Annotated in this window: 16 protein-coding genes; 6 read left to right on the top strand and 10 right to left on the bottom strand. The window is 44.7% G+C overall.

What is annotated here, in order from left to right; genetic code table 11:
* Nucleotides 1–133 precede the first annotated feature (133 nt).
* From NM125_RS10840 to NM125_RS10855, 4 genes are all read left to right on the top strand, one after another.
* Nucleotides 134–1,381 (top strand): DUF819 family protein, encoded by a 1,248-nt coding sequence (locus tag NM125_RS10840; RefSeq protein ID WP_255134944.1) that lies wholly within the window; start codon nucleotides 134–136, stop codon nucleotides 1,379–1,381.
* Between the two features lie 349 nt (nucleotides 1,382–1,730).
* Complete coding sequence (locus tag NM125_RS10845; RefSeq protein ID WP_255134945.1) at nucleotides 1,731–2,900, top strand: serine hydrolase; 1,170 nt, start codon at nucleotides 1,731–1,733, stop codon at nucleotides 2,898–2,900.
* Nucleotides 2,893–3,375 (top strand): hypothetical protein, encoded by a 483-nt coding sequence (locus tag NM125_RS10850; RefSeq protein ID WP_255134946.1) that lies wholly within the window; start codon nucleotides 2,893–2,895, stop codon nucleotides 3,373–3,375. Before NM125_RS10845 ends, NM125_RS10850 begins: the two co-directional genes overlap by 8 nt.
* Nucleotides 3,375–4,091 carry an SAM-dependent methyltransferase gene (locus NM125_RS10855; protein ID WP_255134947.1) on the top strand — a complete coding sequence of 239 codons (717 nt, stop codon included), beginning with the start codon at nucleotides 3,375–3,377 and terminating at the stop codon, nucleotides 4,089–4,091. Before NM125_RS10850 ends, NM125_RS10855 begins: the two co-directional genes overlap by 1 nt.
* 63 nt (nucleotides 4,092–4,154) lie before the next feature.
* Here the strand turns inward: NM125_RS10855 and NM125_RS10860 are convergent, their stop codons facing one another.
* From NM125_RS10860 to NM125_RS10875, 4 genes are all read right to left on the bottom strand, one after another.
* Complete coding sequence (locus NM125_RS10860; protein WP_255134948.1) at nucleotides 4,155–4,601, bottom strand: ankyrin repeat domain-containing protein; 447 nt, start codon at nucleotides 4,599–4,601, stop codon at nucleotides 4,155–4,157.
* A 234-nt stretch (nucleotides 4,602–4,835) separates the two neighbouring features.
* Nucleotides 4,836–5,894: a PA0069 family radical SAM protein gene (locus tag NM125_RS10865; protein WP_255134949.1), complete on the bottom strand. Its 1,059-nt coding sequence runs from the start codon at nucleotides 5,892–5,894 to the stop codon at nucleotides 4,836–4,838.
* 132 nt (nucleotides 5,895–6,026) lie between these two features.
* A complete protein-coding gene (locus NM125_RS10870) occupies nucleotides 6,027–6,818 on the bottom strand; it encodes a hypothetical protein (protein ID WP_255134950.1) in 792 nt (263 codons plus the stop codon).
* Nucleotides 6,819–6,879: 61 nt separating this feature from the next.
* The gene (locus tag NM125_RS10875) at nucleotides 6,880–8,538 is read right to left on the bottom strand and encodes an amidohydrolase (protein WP_255134951.1); all 1,659 of its coding nucleotides are present in this window, start codon (nucleotides 8,536–8,538) and stop codon (nucleotides 6,880–6,882) included.
* Between the two features lie 170 nt (nucleotides 8,539–8,708).
* Between NM125_RS10875 and NM125_RS10880 the strand changes: the two genes are divergently transcribed.
* The gene (locus NM125_RS10880; RefSeq protein ID WP_255134952.1) at nucleotides 8,709–10,742 is read left to right on the top strand and encodes a sensor histidine kinase; all 2,034 of its coding nucleotides are present in this window, start codon (nucleotides 8,709–8,711) and stop codon (nucleotides 10,740–10,742) included.
* Here the strand turns inward: NM125_RS10880 and NM125_RS10885 are convergent.
* The 4 genes from NM125_RS10885 to NM125_RS10900 all read right to left on the bottom strand — a co-directional run bounded on the left by NM125_RS10885 (nucleotide 10,739) and on the right by NM125_RS10900 (nucleotide 14,213).
* Nucleotides 10,739–11,176 carry an NUDIX domain-containing protein gene (locus tag NM125_RS10885; protein ID WP_255134953.1) on the bottom strand — a complete coding sequence of 146 codons (438 nt, stop codon included), beginning with the start codon at nucleotides 11,174–11,176 and terminating at the stop codon, nucleotides 10,739–10,741. The genes NM125_RS10880 and NM125_RS10885 overlap by 4 nt on opposite strands.
* A 2-nt stretch (nucleotides 11,177–11,178) precedes the next feature.
* Nucleotides 11,179–12,834, bottom strand: a complete 1,656-nt coding sequence (pyrG, locus tag NM125_RS10890; RefSeq protein WP_255134954.1) for a CTP synthase — start codon at nucleotides 12,832–12,834, stop codon at nucleotides 11,179–11,181.
* 78 nt (nucleotides 12,835–12,912) lie between these two features.
* Complete coding sequence (locus NM125_RS10895) at nucleotides 12,913–13,692, bottom strand: glycerophosphodiester phosphodiesterase (protein ID WP_255134955.1); 780 nt, start codon at nucleotides 13,690–13,692, stop codon at nucleotides 12,913–12,915.
* Between the two features lie 170 nt (nucleotides 13,693–13,862).
* Nucleotides 13,863–14,213 carry a hypothetical protein gene (locus NM125_RS10900; RefSeq protein ID WP_255134956.1) on the bottom strand — a complete coding sequence of 117 codons (351 nt, stop codon included), beginning with the start codon at nucleotides 14,211–14,213 and terminating at the stop codon, nucleotides 13,863–13,865.
* Between the two features lie 76 nt (nucleotides 14,214–14,289).
* Between NM125_RS10900 and rlmB the strand changes: the two genes are divergently transcribed.
* Nucleotides 14,290–15,045, top strand: coding sequence for a 23S rRNA (guanosine(2251)-2'-O)-methyltransferase RlmB (gene rlmB, locus NM125_RS10905; RefSeq protein ID WP_255134957.1), 756 nt, complete (start codon nucleotides 14,290–14,292; stop codon nucleotides 15,043–15,045).
* A gap of 2 nt (nucleotides 15,046–15,047) precedes the next feature.
* Here rlmB and NM125_RS10910 read toward each other — a convergent pair whose 3' ends face one another.
* On the bottom strand, nucleotides 15,048–16,268 hold the full coding sequence (locus NM125_RS10910) for an exo-beta-N-acetylmuramidase NamZ family protein (RefSeq protein WP_255134958.1): 1,221 nt from the start codon (nucleotides 16,266–16,268) through the stop codon (nucleotides 15,048–15,050).
* 78 nt (nucleotides 16,269–16,346) lie between these two features.
* The gene (gene ndk / locus NM125_RS10915) at nucleotides 16,347–16,778 is read right to left on the bottom strand and encodes a nucleoside-diphosphate kinase (RefSeq protein ID WP_255134959.1); all 432 of its coding nucleotides are present in this window, start codon (nucleotides 16,776–16,778) and stop codon (nucleotides 16,347–16,349) included.
* Between the last annotated feature and the right edge of the window lie 34 nt (nucleotides 16,779–16,812).

Raw genomic sequence — 16,812 nt, forward strand, 5'->3', positions numbered from 1 at the left:
TTACCCCAATCCCCTATAGAAAAGCTCTATTTAACCATTTTTTTACGGTTTTTAAGGGATGAATGAGTACATGCCTCATTCCCAAGAATTTTGTATCCTCACTCGACATTAAATTCAGAACAAATTTTACTTCATGGATTCAGCACTAATCACCAGCGATGCGGTTACCTTTGGACTATTGATGGCTATACTGGCCGGAATTTTCATTACCTCTCACAGTGATAATCCCAAATGGCAGAAATTCTACAAGTTTGTGCCTTCGCTGCTCTTGTGCTACTTCATCCCTTCGCTGCTGACTACTTTTGGGGTAGTTTCTGAAGCCGATTCCAATCTCTATTATGTAGCTTCCCGATATCTACTGCCGGCAAGTTTGGTACTGCTCACCCTGAGTATAGATCTCAAAGGAATTATGAACCTTGGGCCAAAAGCAGTCATTATGTTTTTGGCTGGAACCGGAAGTATCATGATTGGCGGCCCCATTGCCCTGCTTATTGTGGGAACCATCAGTCCTGAAATTGTAGGCGGAACCGGGCCTGATGCCGTTTGGCGCGGACTTGCAACCGTGGCCGGAAGCTGGATTGGCGGCGGGGCGAACCAAACCGCCATGCTGGAAGTGTTTGAGCCGAGTACCGATCTTTTCGGCGCTATGGTTACGGTGGATATCATCGTAGCCAACATCTGGATGGCTTTTCTGCTCTACGGTGCCGGCATATCCGAGCAGGTGGATAAGTGGTTTAAAGCCGATGCTTCTGCTATCGATGAACTGAAACACAACATCGCTGAATATCAGGCCAACATTGCCCGGGTTCCAACCCTGGTGGATTTCACTAAAATAATTGCAGTGGCTTTCGTGATCGTGGCTCTTGGCCACCTTGCAGGTGACACCATCGCTCCTTGGATTGATGAAAATGCACCGGCTCTGGCTGATTTAAGCCTGAACTCTTCCTTCTTTTGGATTGTAGTAGTAGCTACTACCGGCGGACTTATCCTGTCGTTTACCAAAGTTCGAAATCTTGAAGGTGCGGGAGCTTCTAAACTGGGAAGCCTGTTTCTGTACATCCTGGTAATGACCATCGGGATGAAAATGAACATTGCATCCATGCTGGATGCACCCGGTTTCTTTGTAATCGGTGCCGTGTGGATCCTGATCCACGTAGCCGTATTGTTGACGGTTGGAAAGCTCATTAAAGCGCCTTTCTTCTTTGTTGCCGTTGGAAGTCAGGCTAACGTAGGGGGAGCAGCATCCGCTCCTATTGTAGCTTCGGCCTTCCATTCAGCGTTAGCCCCGGTTGGTGTATTACTCGCCGTTCTGGGTTATGCTTTAGGTACCTATGGAGCTTACTTGTGTGCCATTATGATGCAGGCTATTGCGGGAATGTGATTCAGGAATTTCAGGACTGAACCTGGATTAGAAGTCCTTCTCCTTAATAAGAAGAAGACAGAAGAGGTCCGTTTTTGTTGATATACGCCGAATCGATCCTGTCCCAGAGTATGTAAATCTGATACACCACCGCACAAGTGGACACTTGCCCTATTGCGGGCTATTGCAGTTGAATGAGGTGGGAGGTTTTGGAAGGCTAATTCCAGGTTTTCTAATCCATAATAATCCGCTTCATCCGTGTTCGGTTTGGTAGTTTGAACAAGAAAGAATTCCTTTCAAAATTCAAGATAAGCTTTACTCTTCTTCGTATCTTTAGAGCTAATATTAATCCGACTAAATACCCTGTTTCTTGAAGAGAGCACTTAAGTTCCTGTTCACCTTTCTGGCTGCGGCCGCCTTAGTATTTGCTTTGGTCATAGGCCTCAATTATTCCGGCTTTGAAACCCTTTTTGAAAACGAAGAAGGAATGGCTGAAGGCAGCCAGTATATCGAGAATACCTACTCCCTTGCCGGTTTGGCAGAGTTTATAGGCGAGCATCCGGAGTGGGTTTCCATTACTTCATACAATGTTAACGACCCCGATTCCGGGATTTTTTATCAGGAGGATATTCCCCGCGCCCTTGGTGCCACCTCGAACCTGTTCCTGCTAATGGAATACGAACGGCAGGTTGCTGAAGGACTTCTGGATCCTGATGAAACCATAAGCCTGAAAGAAATTGAGAAATTTGCCCTGCCCGAGATCAGTGAGAACAATCACAATAAGCTAATTGAAGAATTTGAAGGCGGTACGGCCCCACTTGATGATGTGGTTCTGGCCATGCTCCAAAACAGCGACCTGGTTTCAGCGGATTATCTTTGGTTCCGACTCGGTGAAGAAAATATCAGAACCCTGATTGACACAGTAGGAATGCCTGAAACGACGCTGCCTCTTCCCTTCAGTGGTATGTATATGCGCATCAACCCGTCTCTGAATGATACAGCAGCATTGAGCAGCATGAGCTTTTCAGATTTTGCTGAACAATCCATTTCTGAAGCTAAAAAATTAAGGGATGATGAAGAATATAATCAGCAGGTGAAAAATCAGTTTAATGATGACCGGCTTTCTCTCACCTTTATGCAGGAACGGGATGCACTGGCATACTTTCCGCAGGCTACCACCAGGCAACTGGCGGATTTGATGACCCGACTCATAGAGAACCGGGTTCTATCTGAAGAAGTGTCTGAAGCCGTTAAAGAGAAACTCCGCTGGCCGATGGGGTCCGAACCTATTTCCCGCAGTTTCGAAGACTATGGCGCTATTTACGACAACCGGATGGGTCTGCTGGGAGGTATCGATTTTGGAACCTCAATTTATGATGGGCACACCTCGGTACAAGCGGTATTTTTTGATCAGCTTCCTGTTGGGTTCTGGGTGCATATGAGCGCCAACCACATGCAGGAAGATTACCAGCAAAGGCTGATTTGGGACCCTGCTCTCTACGAAACTACACAAAATGAAATGGCCGCAAACGATGAATAATTACCGACTCCTGTACTTCTTTTGGGCTGTTCCGGCTTATCTTTTATTTCTGGTTATTCAGCAAGGGCTGGTTTACCAAAGCTCCATTGATACCTATGAAAATGGAACCACCTATCTTGCCGAAGTCACTGACTTTGATATCAAACAGATTGCGGCTCAAAGTAATGGGTATGTTGATATTCGCTTCGAAACCGAGGATGAGTTGATTGAGCGGCGGCTTTCTCTGTCTGTACAAATGGCGCAGGAACTCATGAAGACCAATAACATCCCTATCCGTTATCAAAAAGGAGCCTTCCAGGAAATTGTGCTTTATCCCACTTTCAATATTCAAAAAAGCACATCACTTTTTAATATGAGTGTTGCATTCATCGGTTTGGTAGTGACGGTTATTTCCGGTTTTTTTGTAAACCGATATGTGCGCAGAAAAGTCGCAGACGAAAATGATGAGAAATTTGAAATCGAACGGGTAGATTAATGAATACCGGCACGCTTTATCTGATCCCTTCCACCTTAGGCAAAACTCCGGGAAACAATACCATCCCAGAGTACACGCTGGAGGTCTTAAGAAAACTCGATGTATTGATGGTGGAAAACCTGAAAACCGCCACTTCTTTCCTTCAATGGGTTGGAGATACCGTTCCGGAGTACGAGATAGATTTCTATCCCCTCAATAAAAACACACCCGAACAAGAAATACACTCGTTTCTAAAACCTCTGCTCAATGGCCGGGATGCCGGAATTCTTTCCGAAGCCGGAGCACCCGGAGTTGCTGACCCCGGAGCGCGATTGGTGAAACTGGCACATCAGTATCAGATAAATGTGGTTCCTCTTGTGGGGCCTTCTTCTATCCTGCTTGCCCTTATGGCTTCGGGATTCAACGGCCAGCAATTCTCCTTTCACGGTTACCTGCCAATGGATCAGAAAAAAAGGAAGTCGATGATTACCCAGCTGGAAGGTGAATCCAGGCGGCACGACCGCACCCAGATTTTTATGGAAGCTCCTTACCGAAATAACGAGCTTCTTAAAGATGCTATTTCCGTTTGTTCACCGGCCACCCGGCTTTGCACTGCCACTGATATCACACTTCCTTCGGAGGAAATTATTTCGAAGCATATTTCTGAGTGGGAATCTATGAAGCTACCGGATCTGGATAAGCGGCCAACTATCTTTTTGCTTTACGCTAAAGAATAAAATAAAAGCTCCAACGAATTTCGATGGAGCTTTTAATAATGATTGCTACTGTTCGTTTTCCGGTTAATGAGCTCCGGCTTCATTTAATAAATTTACAACGCCATCATGGTGATGCGTTATAGCTTGGTCTTTAGCTGACCATCCGCGGTCATCGTGAACATCCACATCTCCGCTGTTCTCAATTAATAATTGTACAATATCATAATGTCCGTTCGTCGAAGCCCAATACAAAGCCGACGTTCCCCTGTTGTCACGGTGATCGATTTCAGCACCGTTCTTAATTAAAAGCTCAACTATATTCATATGCCCGTGCTTGGCGGCTTTCAACAGGGCGGTTCGTTCATGGTTGTCTTTAGTGTTCACGTTTATACCATCTTGAAGAAGTGATTGGATGGTTTTAATATCGCCGCTTTCTGCGGCATCGAGAAATGCTGTCTCTTCATTCATAACGTATCCTCCTCTTATGAGAGTTTTAGATTGGCTCCTGAATTGTAATTTCCAGGTAGTCAAATGTCAAATTAGAAATACGGTACAAATTTAAAGATTGGATGAATTACCGCTTTATCAGGAAAGAAAAAAACCCGATATCTGTTTTGAGGGCTAATATGTTGAAAAAGCTACTTTTCTAAAGGTTTCGCTCTCGTTATTAAGATATCGGGCTTATAAAAAGCTACTTAACACAGTATTAAGACGAAGAAAATTCCTAATAGTTTCTTTTTTTCTGTTAAATAATTGTAATGCTACTTAAAACAACTTCAGTTGTGTGCCTGTGCTTTTTTTAAAATGATCTGTGGAGAGATATCGTTTCTTCTCATTGAGCCCCAACCTTTTAGTCTGCACTTTAAACAGATCGGAAATTTGTTTTGAAAAATTCCCCTTCCCTTTCATTCGTTCTTTCCATTCATAGCTGTTTAGTTTTCCATCGCGAATATCCAAAATCTTGCGCAGCACCTTCCTCTTTCTCTCCGGATAGTGCTGCCCCAACCATTCCTGGAACATGTCCTTCACTTTGTAGGGCAGCCGTAGAATGATATAATTTGCAAATGATGCCCCTGCTGCCGATGCTTTTTCCAGAATCTCCGCACACTCGTGATCGGTTAGTCCCGGGATGATCGGAGCCACGTTTACGCCAACAGGTATCCCCGCATCCGCCAGCTGACGAATGGCATCCAACCGGCGGTTCGGTCGTGAAGTCCTTGGCTCCATCACACCGGTCAAATCTTTATCCAGCGTAGTAACTGATATCGTCACGCTCACGCAGTTGTAATCATTCAACTCACAAAGAATATCGATGTCGCGGGTTATCAAATGATTTTTGGTGATTAGTCCTGCCGGATTTCGAAACTCAGCCATTACTTCCAGACAACCTCTTGTCAATTCCAGCTTTCGTTCCAAAGGTTGATATACATCCGTTACACCGCTCATAGCAATTACCTGGGGATTCCATTTTGGGGAACTCAGTTCTTTTCTGAGTAACTCGGGAGCGTCGTACTTCACCACAATCTTGGATTCAAAATCCAACCCGGATGAATACCCCAAGTATTCGTGAAAAGGCCGCGCATAACAATAGATACACCCATGCTCACACCCGCGATAGGGATTAATGCTGGCATTGAAACTGATGTCTTCACTCTTGTTGTAGGTGATTATAGTTTTAGTGTCATCCCTGATGAGCTGTGTTTTTGGGGATGGCTTTTCGCCCGTTTCTTCATCCACATCATAATCAATATAATTTCCTTCAAAACGATTGACGGGATTGTCGGATGCTCCTCTCCCCCTTAACGGATTTTGTTTGCCTTCCATAAATGCCTCCTGAATAATTATTACATATATTGTACATATAATATATGGTTTCAGAAGTTCTTATAAAACAAAAAGCCTCGTCCAATTAAAGACGAGGCTTAAACTATTTCTTTGAAGATCTATAAACGGCTGTTAACTGCTACAGGTTGTGTTGTTGAGATTCTCATCCCAGCAAGATTTCGCGCCTTCATTATAATTAGGTGAAATAATGAAACCGGTCATAGTTTCAGTGTTGTAGCTGATGGTTGTGGTTTCATCTTCTGAAACGTCCACAAACACAACGGTCTTTACGGTTCCGTCAAACTCATAGCTGATGGAATCGCCAAGGTTATCATTGCGGTCGCTTTTAACTTCCAGTTCAACCGAAGTTTCACTTTCAGTGCGCTCCCATGTTACTACCGATACTTCCCGACCCGATTCCAAATCGAAATAAGTCCAGCTGCCTGAAGTGGCATCAAAATCTGAAGTTCCGGTAAAGAACAACTGATTGTCGTATCCCAGTTCAGAATTGGTAACATAGAAATTCCACGTTACTTCTTCGGTAGATTCCACACTGGCTGTTAACCGAACTCCGTAATTCTCACCGTTGGCAGCCGTGGTGTAGCTCCACTCCCACTCATTGCCATTTACGGCTTCAGCTGATTTGTTTTGAGCGGCTGTCATCAAAGCCCTCGGAACGGCCAGGTTCGCTTCTAAAATAACTTTAGCTACTCCGGCGGCAAATAGTGCTGTATTGAAATTAGATTCAGCCGCTTTTGAAACTGCTTTGTTAGAAGCCGATTCCATCTCTGACATATCAACTTTCATTGACTCAGGCGGTGGCATTTCCGGTGGGTTTTTGTCGCTGTTGGTGGTATTACACGAAAACAGAAACAGGGAAACAGAAAGCAACAAACAAGTAAATGTGGTTATTCTATACTTCATAAATATTGATTTTTTAGATGTTCATTACCTTAAACCGGCTTCTAAAACTGATGTTCCCAATTTAATCAATCTGCTTGGAATATACCTTTTCGCCGGCAACCCAGGTCTCCAGAACATCTACCTTGTAAATATCCCTCGCCGGTACCTCAAAGTAATCCTGATCGATAACTACAAAATCGGCCCACTTTCCCTCTTCAATGGAGCCAAGTACTTCTTCCTGGTGAGCTGCATAGGCTGCATCAATAGTAAAAGCTTTGAGAGCTTGCGCTCTGCTCAGAGATTCATCCGGATACCAGCCGCCCGGAGGGTTCCCGTCATGATCCATTCTCGTTACAGATGAATAAAGGCCCCAAAATGGGTTAGATGGCTCAACGGGAAAGTCAGAACCGGCAGCTACAATAGTGCCCTGATCCAGAAATGTCTGCCAGGCATATCCGCCTTCAATACGTTCTTCACCCACACGATCAACAGCCATGTTCTTGTCGCTGGTGGCATGGCGGGGTTGCATGGAAGCTATGATATCCAACTCTGCAAATCGCGGAATGTCTTCAAGTGCTACAATTTGTGCATGTTCAATTCTGTGACGAAGTCCCTGGTTGCCAAGCTCATCGCGTACATGTTCAAAAGCATTCAGAATCACACGATTTGCCCGGTCCCCAATGGCATGTACGTTGGTTTGAAATCCGGCTGAAGCCGTGGTCATCATGGTTTCGTTAAATTCTTGTTGATCAGCAAAGAGCAAGCCCCGATTTCCGGGATCATCGGAATAAGGTTCAATCATGGCAGCTCCACGACTTCCGAGGGCACCGTCCGAATAGAGCTTCACGCTTCTGAGGGCTAACCGGTCGTTCGCATACGAATCAACCGGCCCGTTTTGAGAAAGCTCTTCAAAAGCGGTCATCCCACCAATCATGGCATAAATACGGGTTGTCATTTTTCCCTGACCGGCAAACTCTTTATAAATCTCCCAGTTCGTTGCGCTTACTCCGGCATCATGAACAGAGGTTAATCCCATGCTGGCCATTTGTTCCAAAGCCTCCTCCAGCGCACGCTTTCTTTCAACTTCAGTGGGGTCGGGAATAATTTCCATGATGTAGTTTTCAGCCGCATCCACAAAAACACCGGTTGCTTCCCCGTTTCCATCCCGAATGATTTTACCGCCCTGTGGATCCGGAGTGTCTTTACTTATTTGAGCCAGTTCCAAGGCTTTGCTGTTCACCCAACCTGCATGACCATCCACTCTGGAAAGGTACACCGGTCGGTCTGGAACTACGCGATCCAGATCTTCAGCGGTTGGAAATTCATTTTCCTCCCACAGAGTTTGATTCCAGCCACGTCCCTGAATCCAGTCCAGCTCCGGGTTTGCCTCTGCATATGCTTTGATGGTATCAAGTGTAGCTTCCAGTGACTCAATTCCGGCTACATTCACATTCAGCTCCTGAAACCCAAGCCCCATTACGTGTCCATGGGCGTCAATCAAACCGGGCAGTACCGTCTTTCCGGCTAAATCAATAATCTCTCCGCTGGCACCATCTGACAATTCTTGTCCACCCACCTTTTTAATTTTTCCGTCTTCGATAATCATGGTTGTGAAGGTGACCAGAGAATCATCGGAGAATGTGTAACCGTTGGCATTTACAAAAGTTTTTACATCCCCCGTATTTGTACAGGCACTGATTGAAATTCCGAGAGCAAAAAGTAGAATGAATAGCTTCTTCATGTTTATATGTTGGTTAGAATTTCTTGAATATAAGGAAAGAAGCGGGCTTTGATAAGCGTTTTGCAAGCTTTGATGTTTTTCGGATTAAGGTTGTATAATTTTCGTTATTAGCTGTTGATAATCATTTTGAATAGAATTATTTAGGTCACAACTAATGAGACGTAGTTCTATTGAATCATCTGCAACTTACATATGGCTTTTTCTTCTGGCTGATACTTTGTGCCACCGATTTAGGGTTTGCTCAATCCGACCGGGCAGACAGTCTCCGAAATGTTGTTAATGCCTCATTGGAAGATACCACCCTGGTTAATTCACTCATAGAGTTAGCTACTTTCTATCGTTTTTCGGATATGGATAGCACGCTGAAGTATGCTGACCAAGCAGCAATGAAAGCCGAAGAGGCTGATTTCGTCAAGGGTAAATTAAATGCCCGGTATTTACAGGCTATCGTTCATTACAACCGCGGCGATTACCAGAGAACGGCAGAGATAGCCCGTCAGTCATTACAAGAAGCGGGTAACGAAAAATTTCAACGCGAACGAGCTCAGCTCAACCAGCTTATTGGAATTTCATATTCCGCACGAGGAAGTTATCAGCCCGGACTCAGTTATTTCCTTGAAGCCTACAACCTTTTTAAGGAACTGGGAAATGATTTGGGCATCTTTCAGAACCTGAACAATATTGGAGTAAGTTACCTTAAACTGGAAGACTACCGGGAGGCTCTGAAGATCTTTTCTGAACTTGATTCCCTTCGTGCACTGGAGTCTTCCACCATTTCCATTCCTGTAAATCTTGGCTTCATCTATTATGAGCTGGATCAATTAGAGGAGGCTGAGCAGCAACTTATGCGGGTTATACTTTTTGAGGGTGCAGACTTTGACCAGCGTGCGATTGGCCTGTCTACTTTTAAGCTGGGTGAAATTCATCTTAGGTGGGGAAATTATTCCACAGCTCTGGATTATTTCAACCGGTCGATAAACAAATATGAAGAACTGGGAAATGAACTCGAAAAGGTTCAATCATTAAATGGTATTGCCAAAACCTATTTACAGCAAAGTGAATTTGATAAAGCTTTACGCTTTGGAAAGCAAGCCTTTGATATTGCCAGCGAACAAGGCGGACTTCCTGAAAAAAACATATCGGCCGAAACACTGTACCAAATTCATAACGCTGCAGGCAACTACCAAGATGCCCTTCATTTCCATGAAATGCACAAGAATCTTTCCGACAGCCTGAATAATGATGAGATAAACCGCGAGGTTGGTCGACTGGAAGCGGAATACGAATTCCGTGAAAAAGAACTTCAAATGAGAGAAGCGCAGCAGCTGCAAAACATAGAGAATGCAAGCCAGGTAGCAAACAGAAATACATTGATTCGTATTAGCCTGTCGCTTTTATTTATTGCTGTTGTTGTTGCTTACGCACAGTATCGAAACTCCCGGCTTCGTAAAAAAGCGAATGACTTACTCAGGGTAAAAAACGATCAGATTGAACTTCAGTCTAAACGCCTGGAGGAAATGAACGACATAAAGATGCATCTTTTCTCCATTATAGCGCATGATCTAAGAGTCCCGCTAAGTTCGCTTTATGGTTTTATCACCCTAAACCAAATGGATGAACTTTCTAAAGAAAGGATACAAGAGCTAATCCCCGAACTGGATGACAAATTCCGATATACTTCCAACCTGCTCAACAATTTATTGAACTGGGCAAGAAGTCAGCTCGAAGGTTACAAAGTTATTCCTGAGCCATTCAACCTAAAAGAACTGGTAGTAGAAAACGAGAAACTGCTGGCATCACAAGCCGAAGAAAAGCAGATTGGGATTCAAAATAATCTTAAAGATATCAGCGTATTTGCAGATAAGAATATGATTGGACTGGTGGTGTTAAACCTGCTCTCAAATGCCATAAAATTTACCGCGGAAAAAGGGAAAATTACCCTTTGGGCAGAACAGAACGACACTTTCATTCAATTTAACATCAAAGATTCCGGAATAGGCATTCCTGAAGATAAGCTTAACCTGCTGTTTGAAGAATCAAGTTTTTATACCACGGATGGGACTAATGCAGAGAAAGGTACCGGCCTTGGGCTGATGCTATGCAAAGACTTTATCAGAAAAAATAATGGAGCGTTTTGGGCTGTCAGTCAGGTTGGAGAAGGCAGCACATTCAGCTTTACAGTCCCCAAGAATAAACCCGCTTAGAGATTCCGCTCTTCCCAGAAAGCTGATTTAATATAATCCGGAGCCATGGTCATCTCTTCAATTTCCTGCCGGTCAAAAAACCCGATATTCCTTATTATCTGCTTTTCAGGATCCAGTTCAGGGTCATTACCAAGTACCAGCTCACCGCCCTTCTGATTCACTCTATGGTAGAACTCAATGGCGTGAATAGATCCGTGGATTACTTCATTGACATGAACCTGCTTACCAACAGATATTTGGATTCCGGTCTCTTCCTCAAATTCGCGGATAAGAGCATCTTCAAGCGACTCTCCAAATTCAACTCCGCCACCCGGTGGAATCCAGGTCCATTCGTTGGTAACCGGAGACATCAGTTCTACGAGCAGCAGTTTTTCGTCTTTCAGCAATAACCCACAAGATCGTACGCGCACCCGATTCGTGTAGGAAGCAGACATTATCAATTTTCAGCTACGGCTTTTTTAGCCTTGCGGGGCTTATATAACTTCGAAGATTTTGCATACTTGAGACTGGCTTTCACAAAATCCACGAAAAGCGGCTGCGGGTTGTTCACCGTACTTCTTAATTCGGGGTGAAATTGCACGCCAACAAACCATGGATGATCCGGTATCTCGACAATTTCCACCAAATCACGCTCAGGGTTCATACCCGCCAGAACCATTCCATTTTCCGTTAGTTTGTACCGGAGGTTATTATTTACCTCGTACCGGTGTCGGTGGCGTTCTTCAACCACTTCCTCTCCATACGCTTCATACGACTTGGTTCCTTTCTTAAGCTTGCAGGTATATTTACCCAGCCGCATGGTTCCGCCCATATTCTCGATATTCTTTTGATCGTGCATGATATCGATGATGGGGTATTCGGTGTCTTCATCAAACTCGGTACTGTTGGAATCTTCCCAACCACACACGTCCCGGGCATATTCGATAACCGCACACTGCATTCCCAGGCATATCCCAAAAAACGGAATATCGTTTGTTCGGGCGTACTCAACAGCAGCTAACTTTCCGGAGATGCCCCGCCCTCCAAAACCGGGAGCCACCAAAACACCGGATATATCCTTAAACTCTTTTTCAACATTCTCACGGGTCAGGTTGTCGGACTGAATCCACCTAATATTCACTTTACAGTCGTTGACCGCACCGGCATGAATGAAGGCCTCAACAATGGATTTGTAAGAATCATGGTGCTCAACATATTTTCCAACCAGTGCAATATTTATGTCGCCTGAAGGATTACAAACTGCTTCCACAAAACCAATCCAGTTATCCAGGTTTGGCTCTTCTGTTTTCAGCTTCAGCTTTTCGATCACCCTTTTATCGAGGCCTTCTTCCTGCATCAACAGGGGCACTTCATAAATACTACGGGCATCACGCGACTCAATCACATCTTCCAGATCTACATTACAGAACTGAGCTACTTTCCGGCGAATGGTTTCGTCGAGGTGGTGCTCGGTTCGACAGACCAGGATGTCGGGTTGAAGTCCGCTTTCAGACAACGTTTTAACCGAATGCTGGGTTGGCTTGGTTTTCAACTCTCCGGCGGCAGCCAGGTATGGAACCAGTGTCAGATGAATGGAAAGGGTGTTTTGGCGCCCGACATTATATCGTAACTGACGAACAGCTTCGATGTAGGGCAAGCTCTCAATATCACCGACGGTTCCGCCAATCTCTATAATCACAACGTCATAATTCCCCGACTGCCCAAGTTTGAGCACATGAGACTGAATCTCATCGGTGATATGAGGAATCACCTGAACCGTTTTACCGAGATAAGCTCCCTGTCGTTCTTTTGTAATCACATCATAATAAATACGACCGGTGGTCACATTATTACTTTGTGAAGTTTTGATATCCAGAAATCGCTCGTAGTGTCCAAGGTCCAGATCGGTTTCAGCACCGTCATCGGTTACGTACACCTCTCCGTGTTCGTAGGGATTCATAGTTCCCGGATCCACATTGATATAGGGATCCAGTTTTTGGACGGTTACTTTGAGGCCTTGCGCAACCAACAGACGACCGAGAGATGCACAAATGATTCCTTTTCCGAGCGAAGATGTAACTCCTCCGGTTACAAAAATATATTTGGTGGACATGCGGGAAATGAGTGTAGTTGATGGATATAAAATATAGGAGGTTCCCTACCCCCATTCAATGCAGAATGGCAAGAAAAGCTACTTTGTTTTCCACATGTTATCCACAACCCGCCTCAACAGGTCCGGCTTATCGGAGAAAATACCGCTTACTCCCCGTTTAATCATTTTTTCCATCTGCCTTTCTTTATTCACGGTATACACAAAAACAGGAATATTATGCCTTTGGGTATCTTCTGCCCATCTTTTTGTGAACTGACGCCTGCTGCAATTAAAAGCATCGGCCGTATAATCCTCAACCAATTCGGAAGGAAGCCGGCGAGTCGATTGCTTCTTTTCGTAGAGCAATGCTACTGAGATGTCCACATCCAGCTGTTTAAGGTGACTTATAGCCCGGTAATCAAAACTGGAGTACAAAACATAGTCCTCCATTTCATATTTCTTAACCAGATTCAGCGCCTTCTCTTCAATGCCCTCAAGGTAATCATCCGTCACGGCTTCGGTTTTAATTTCGATGTTGAGCGCTATTTTACCTTTGGCAAATTGAAGCACTTCTTCAAGGGTGGGAATGTGCTCGCCGGCATGTTCTCTACCAAACCAAAGTCCGGCGTCAAGTTTTCGTAGCTCTGTCAATGTATAGTCTGCTACAAGTCCGGTACCGTTTGTAGTACGGTCTAAGGTTTCATCATGAATAACAACCGGAACACTATCCTTGCTCAGCAAAATATCGAGCTCTATCATTTCGGCTCCCATCTCATACGCAGCACGAAAAGCAGCCATGGTATTCTCCGGGTAATAAGCGCTGGCTCCCCGATGGCCGATGATCACAAAATTGTCTTCGGAGCCGGAGTATAATTTCACAGGTAAGTTCACTGATGAGGGCTGGGAATTGATGGTTGTATGTACCAGCAATAATAAGGGGATTAAAGAAAAAAGAAATCTCAAATTAACAGAGGGTTTTTGAAATGCGCAGATTACCCCATGATAACAAGGTGAGTTGTTACTATCGTTAAAAAATTATTAACAATGAATTAATTTTGCGAGCTTATTACACGCTTTATGGCTTTATGCAAAAGCGAATCGAATGCACCTGAGTGAGTAATAATACTATACATGAAATATAAACCTACCATGGTGGTAATACTTCCAAACACCGTCATAATGGTAGCTAACCAAAATGGCTGAATACTATTGATTAATGAAAGCGCTACCACAGACGTCCCTAAAAAAATCTGAGTTATGGCCGACACAAAATGCAGTCCGTTTATGGAATGCACACGATCCATGAAATCAGAGATGCCTGTAGCTTTACGGTTGGTTATATTTAACTGTTCTAAACCATCGCTAACTAATGGGTTTTTATGTTTCTCTTCTTCAAACATGTCCTTTATTTTTTAGCTAACCTGTCTTCTGACACTCATTTATTATAATGAAACTAAAACGACTTTAAAATTTTTTATGGCGAAATCAGAAAACTTTTTCATCTATGGGCGCAACCCGGTAGAGGAAGCACTCCAAAATCAACCAGCAGAAATTGATAAAATTTACGTCAAGAATAATATCAAGCCTTCTTCCTATCAAAATATATCTGAGCTTGCAAGTACCAACGATGTCCCTTTGGTGAAGGTTCCCGGCCCGAAAATTTTCAGCCTTGTTGGCAAGGTAAACGATCAGGGCTTTGTTGCTCAAATGAGTACCGTAGCTTACACCCCTTTCTTCGACTGGGTGGAAACACTGATCATGTCGAACAACCCGGCCGTTTTACTTTTACACGGAATTGAAGACCCGCACAACTTTGGGGCTATATTACGCTCCGCTGCTGCTTCCGGGATGGATGCTGTCATCATTCCGATGCAAAATCAGGCGCCGGTTAATGCCACCGTGTTTAAAACGTCAGCCGGTACTGCGGGAAGAATTCCCGTCATCCGAATTCACGACATCAACCAGGGCATTAAAGATCTTACCGCAACCGGCTTTTCTATTGTTGGGCTGGATGGGTCAGGCAAGAAATCATTGTGGGAAGCCGACTTTCATAAACCCGTGGCTTTTTTGGTGGGAAGTGAGGGCGAAGGAATTCACCCCGAAAACTTAAAGCGATGCGATGAGGTGATACACATCCCCATGCAAAATAATGTCGAATCGCTGAACGCCTCGGTGAGTGCTGCTCTTGTCAGTTACGAATGGATGCGCCAAAACCCTGCAACTGATTCATAACATCAGTACAACAGGTATGGGGTCCGTTGCTCTTTGAATGCTTCGACCTCGGCTTGCCAGGAAGGGATCTCTTCCTTGTTTTCGATGATTGATTTCAGATCAATGCCATAGAGTTTATTGGCAAAGGCCTTCATCTCAAAGTTGGGGGTGTGAGCCTGAGCAAACTTCAGCAAGTCCAGCCCTAATCGTACCGGGTCTGTTTTATCGTAATTCCCCTGAAATGAAATCCGAATTCCGGTGCACTCCTGCCCTTCATGCTTGGGGTGTATAGCTTTTCCGGGAATGGATTGAGGTGTGAAAGTTACCGGGTCTAACCCTACAGAATGTTTTACCTCCAGCTCTTCGAGTTCCTCCGGCTTGAAACCAAAACCGGGGGCTCCGATGGTGAGAAACGGGTCTGCTGTTCCCCGCCCTTCCGAAAGGTTTGTTCCTTCAAAAATTACCGTGCCGGGGTAAACAAATGCATGTTCAAAAGCAGGCAGGTTTGGAGAAGGAGCAAACCACGGCAGTCCGGTATCGGGCCAACGCATGTCGCGCTTCCAGCCGGATGTTTTTATTACTTTGTAGTTTGGCTCGGCAGGTAAATCCAGCCACTGCTCTCCCACTGCCATTCGGGCTATTTCCCCCATCGTCATCCCATAGGCAATAGGCATAGGATATGAGCCCACGAAAGATTTATACTCCTCCCGAAGAATCCATCCGGCCACATAATTTCCTCCCAGCGGATTCGGACGGTCCAGAATCCACAGCTCTTTATCGTTTTCCGCTATGGACTCCATCACCAAGCCCATCGTAGAGTTGTAGGTGTAAAACCGAACGCCCATGTCGGGCAAATCAAACAACAAAAGATCGACACCTTGCAGCATTTCAAGGGTTGGTTTTTTGGTGGAACCATACAGCGAAAATACCGGCAACCCGGTTTCCTGATCTACTCCGTCCCTAATTTGTTCACCCGCACCGGCTTCTCCACGAAAACCATGTTCGGCCGCAAACAAAGCGGTGACATTCACCCCAAGGCTCAACAGGGTATCCACCATATGAACCCCATCAACCCGGGAAGTCGGGTTCATCACCAACCCGATTCTCTTCCCCGCTAACTCAGTCAGGTGTTCATCCAGTAACACTTCGGCACCGGTTTTCACGGTTCTGACCGTTTGCGGCTGTTGGGAATAACAACCGAGCAAAATCAGGCTTAGGAAAATCAAAAAGTAGTTATTCTTCATTGGTAGAATGTACTTGGAAATAAAAAAGCCTCTCAGAAAATCTGAGAGGCTTGAATGTAGTATGAATGCAGGAATTAATTAAGCTTGATTTGCCACTACTTCAGATTCCGCGAAGAAGTAAGCGCCTTCAATTTTTCCGTTTTCTACAGAGTCGGAACCGTGAATGATATTTTCTCCAACGCTGTCGGCGAAGTCGGCACGAATGGTACCTTCATCAGCTTCAGCAGGGTTAGTAGCACCTATCAATTCACGGAAGTCAGCAATTGCGTTTTCTTTTTCGAGGATCATTGGCACACAAGCGCCGCTGCTCATGAATTCGCAAAGCTCATCATAAAAAGGTCGCTCTTTGTGAACCGCGTAGAAACCGCCGGCTGTGTCTTTGGTAAGCCGTGTCATTTTCATTGCCAGGATAGAAAATCCGGCCTCTTGAATTCGTTTTGTTACTTCTCCGATCAGTCCTTTTCGTACGCAATCGGGTTTGAGAATAGTCAGTGTTCGTTCTTTTGCCATTATTATTGTCTATTAAAATTTTGTAACATTTAAC

The sequence above is a fragment of the Gracilimonas sediminicola genome, from assembly GCF_024320785.1.
Classification (GTDB): Bacteria; Bacteroidota; Rhodothermia; order Balneolales; family Balneolaceae; genus Gracilimonas; species Gracilimonas sediminicola.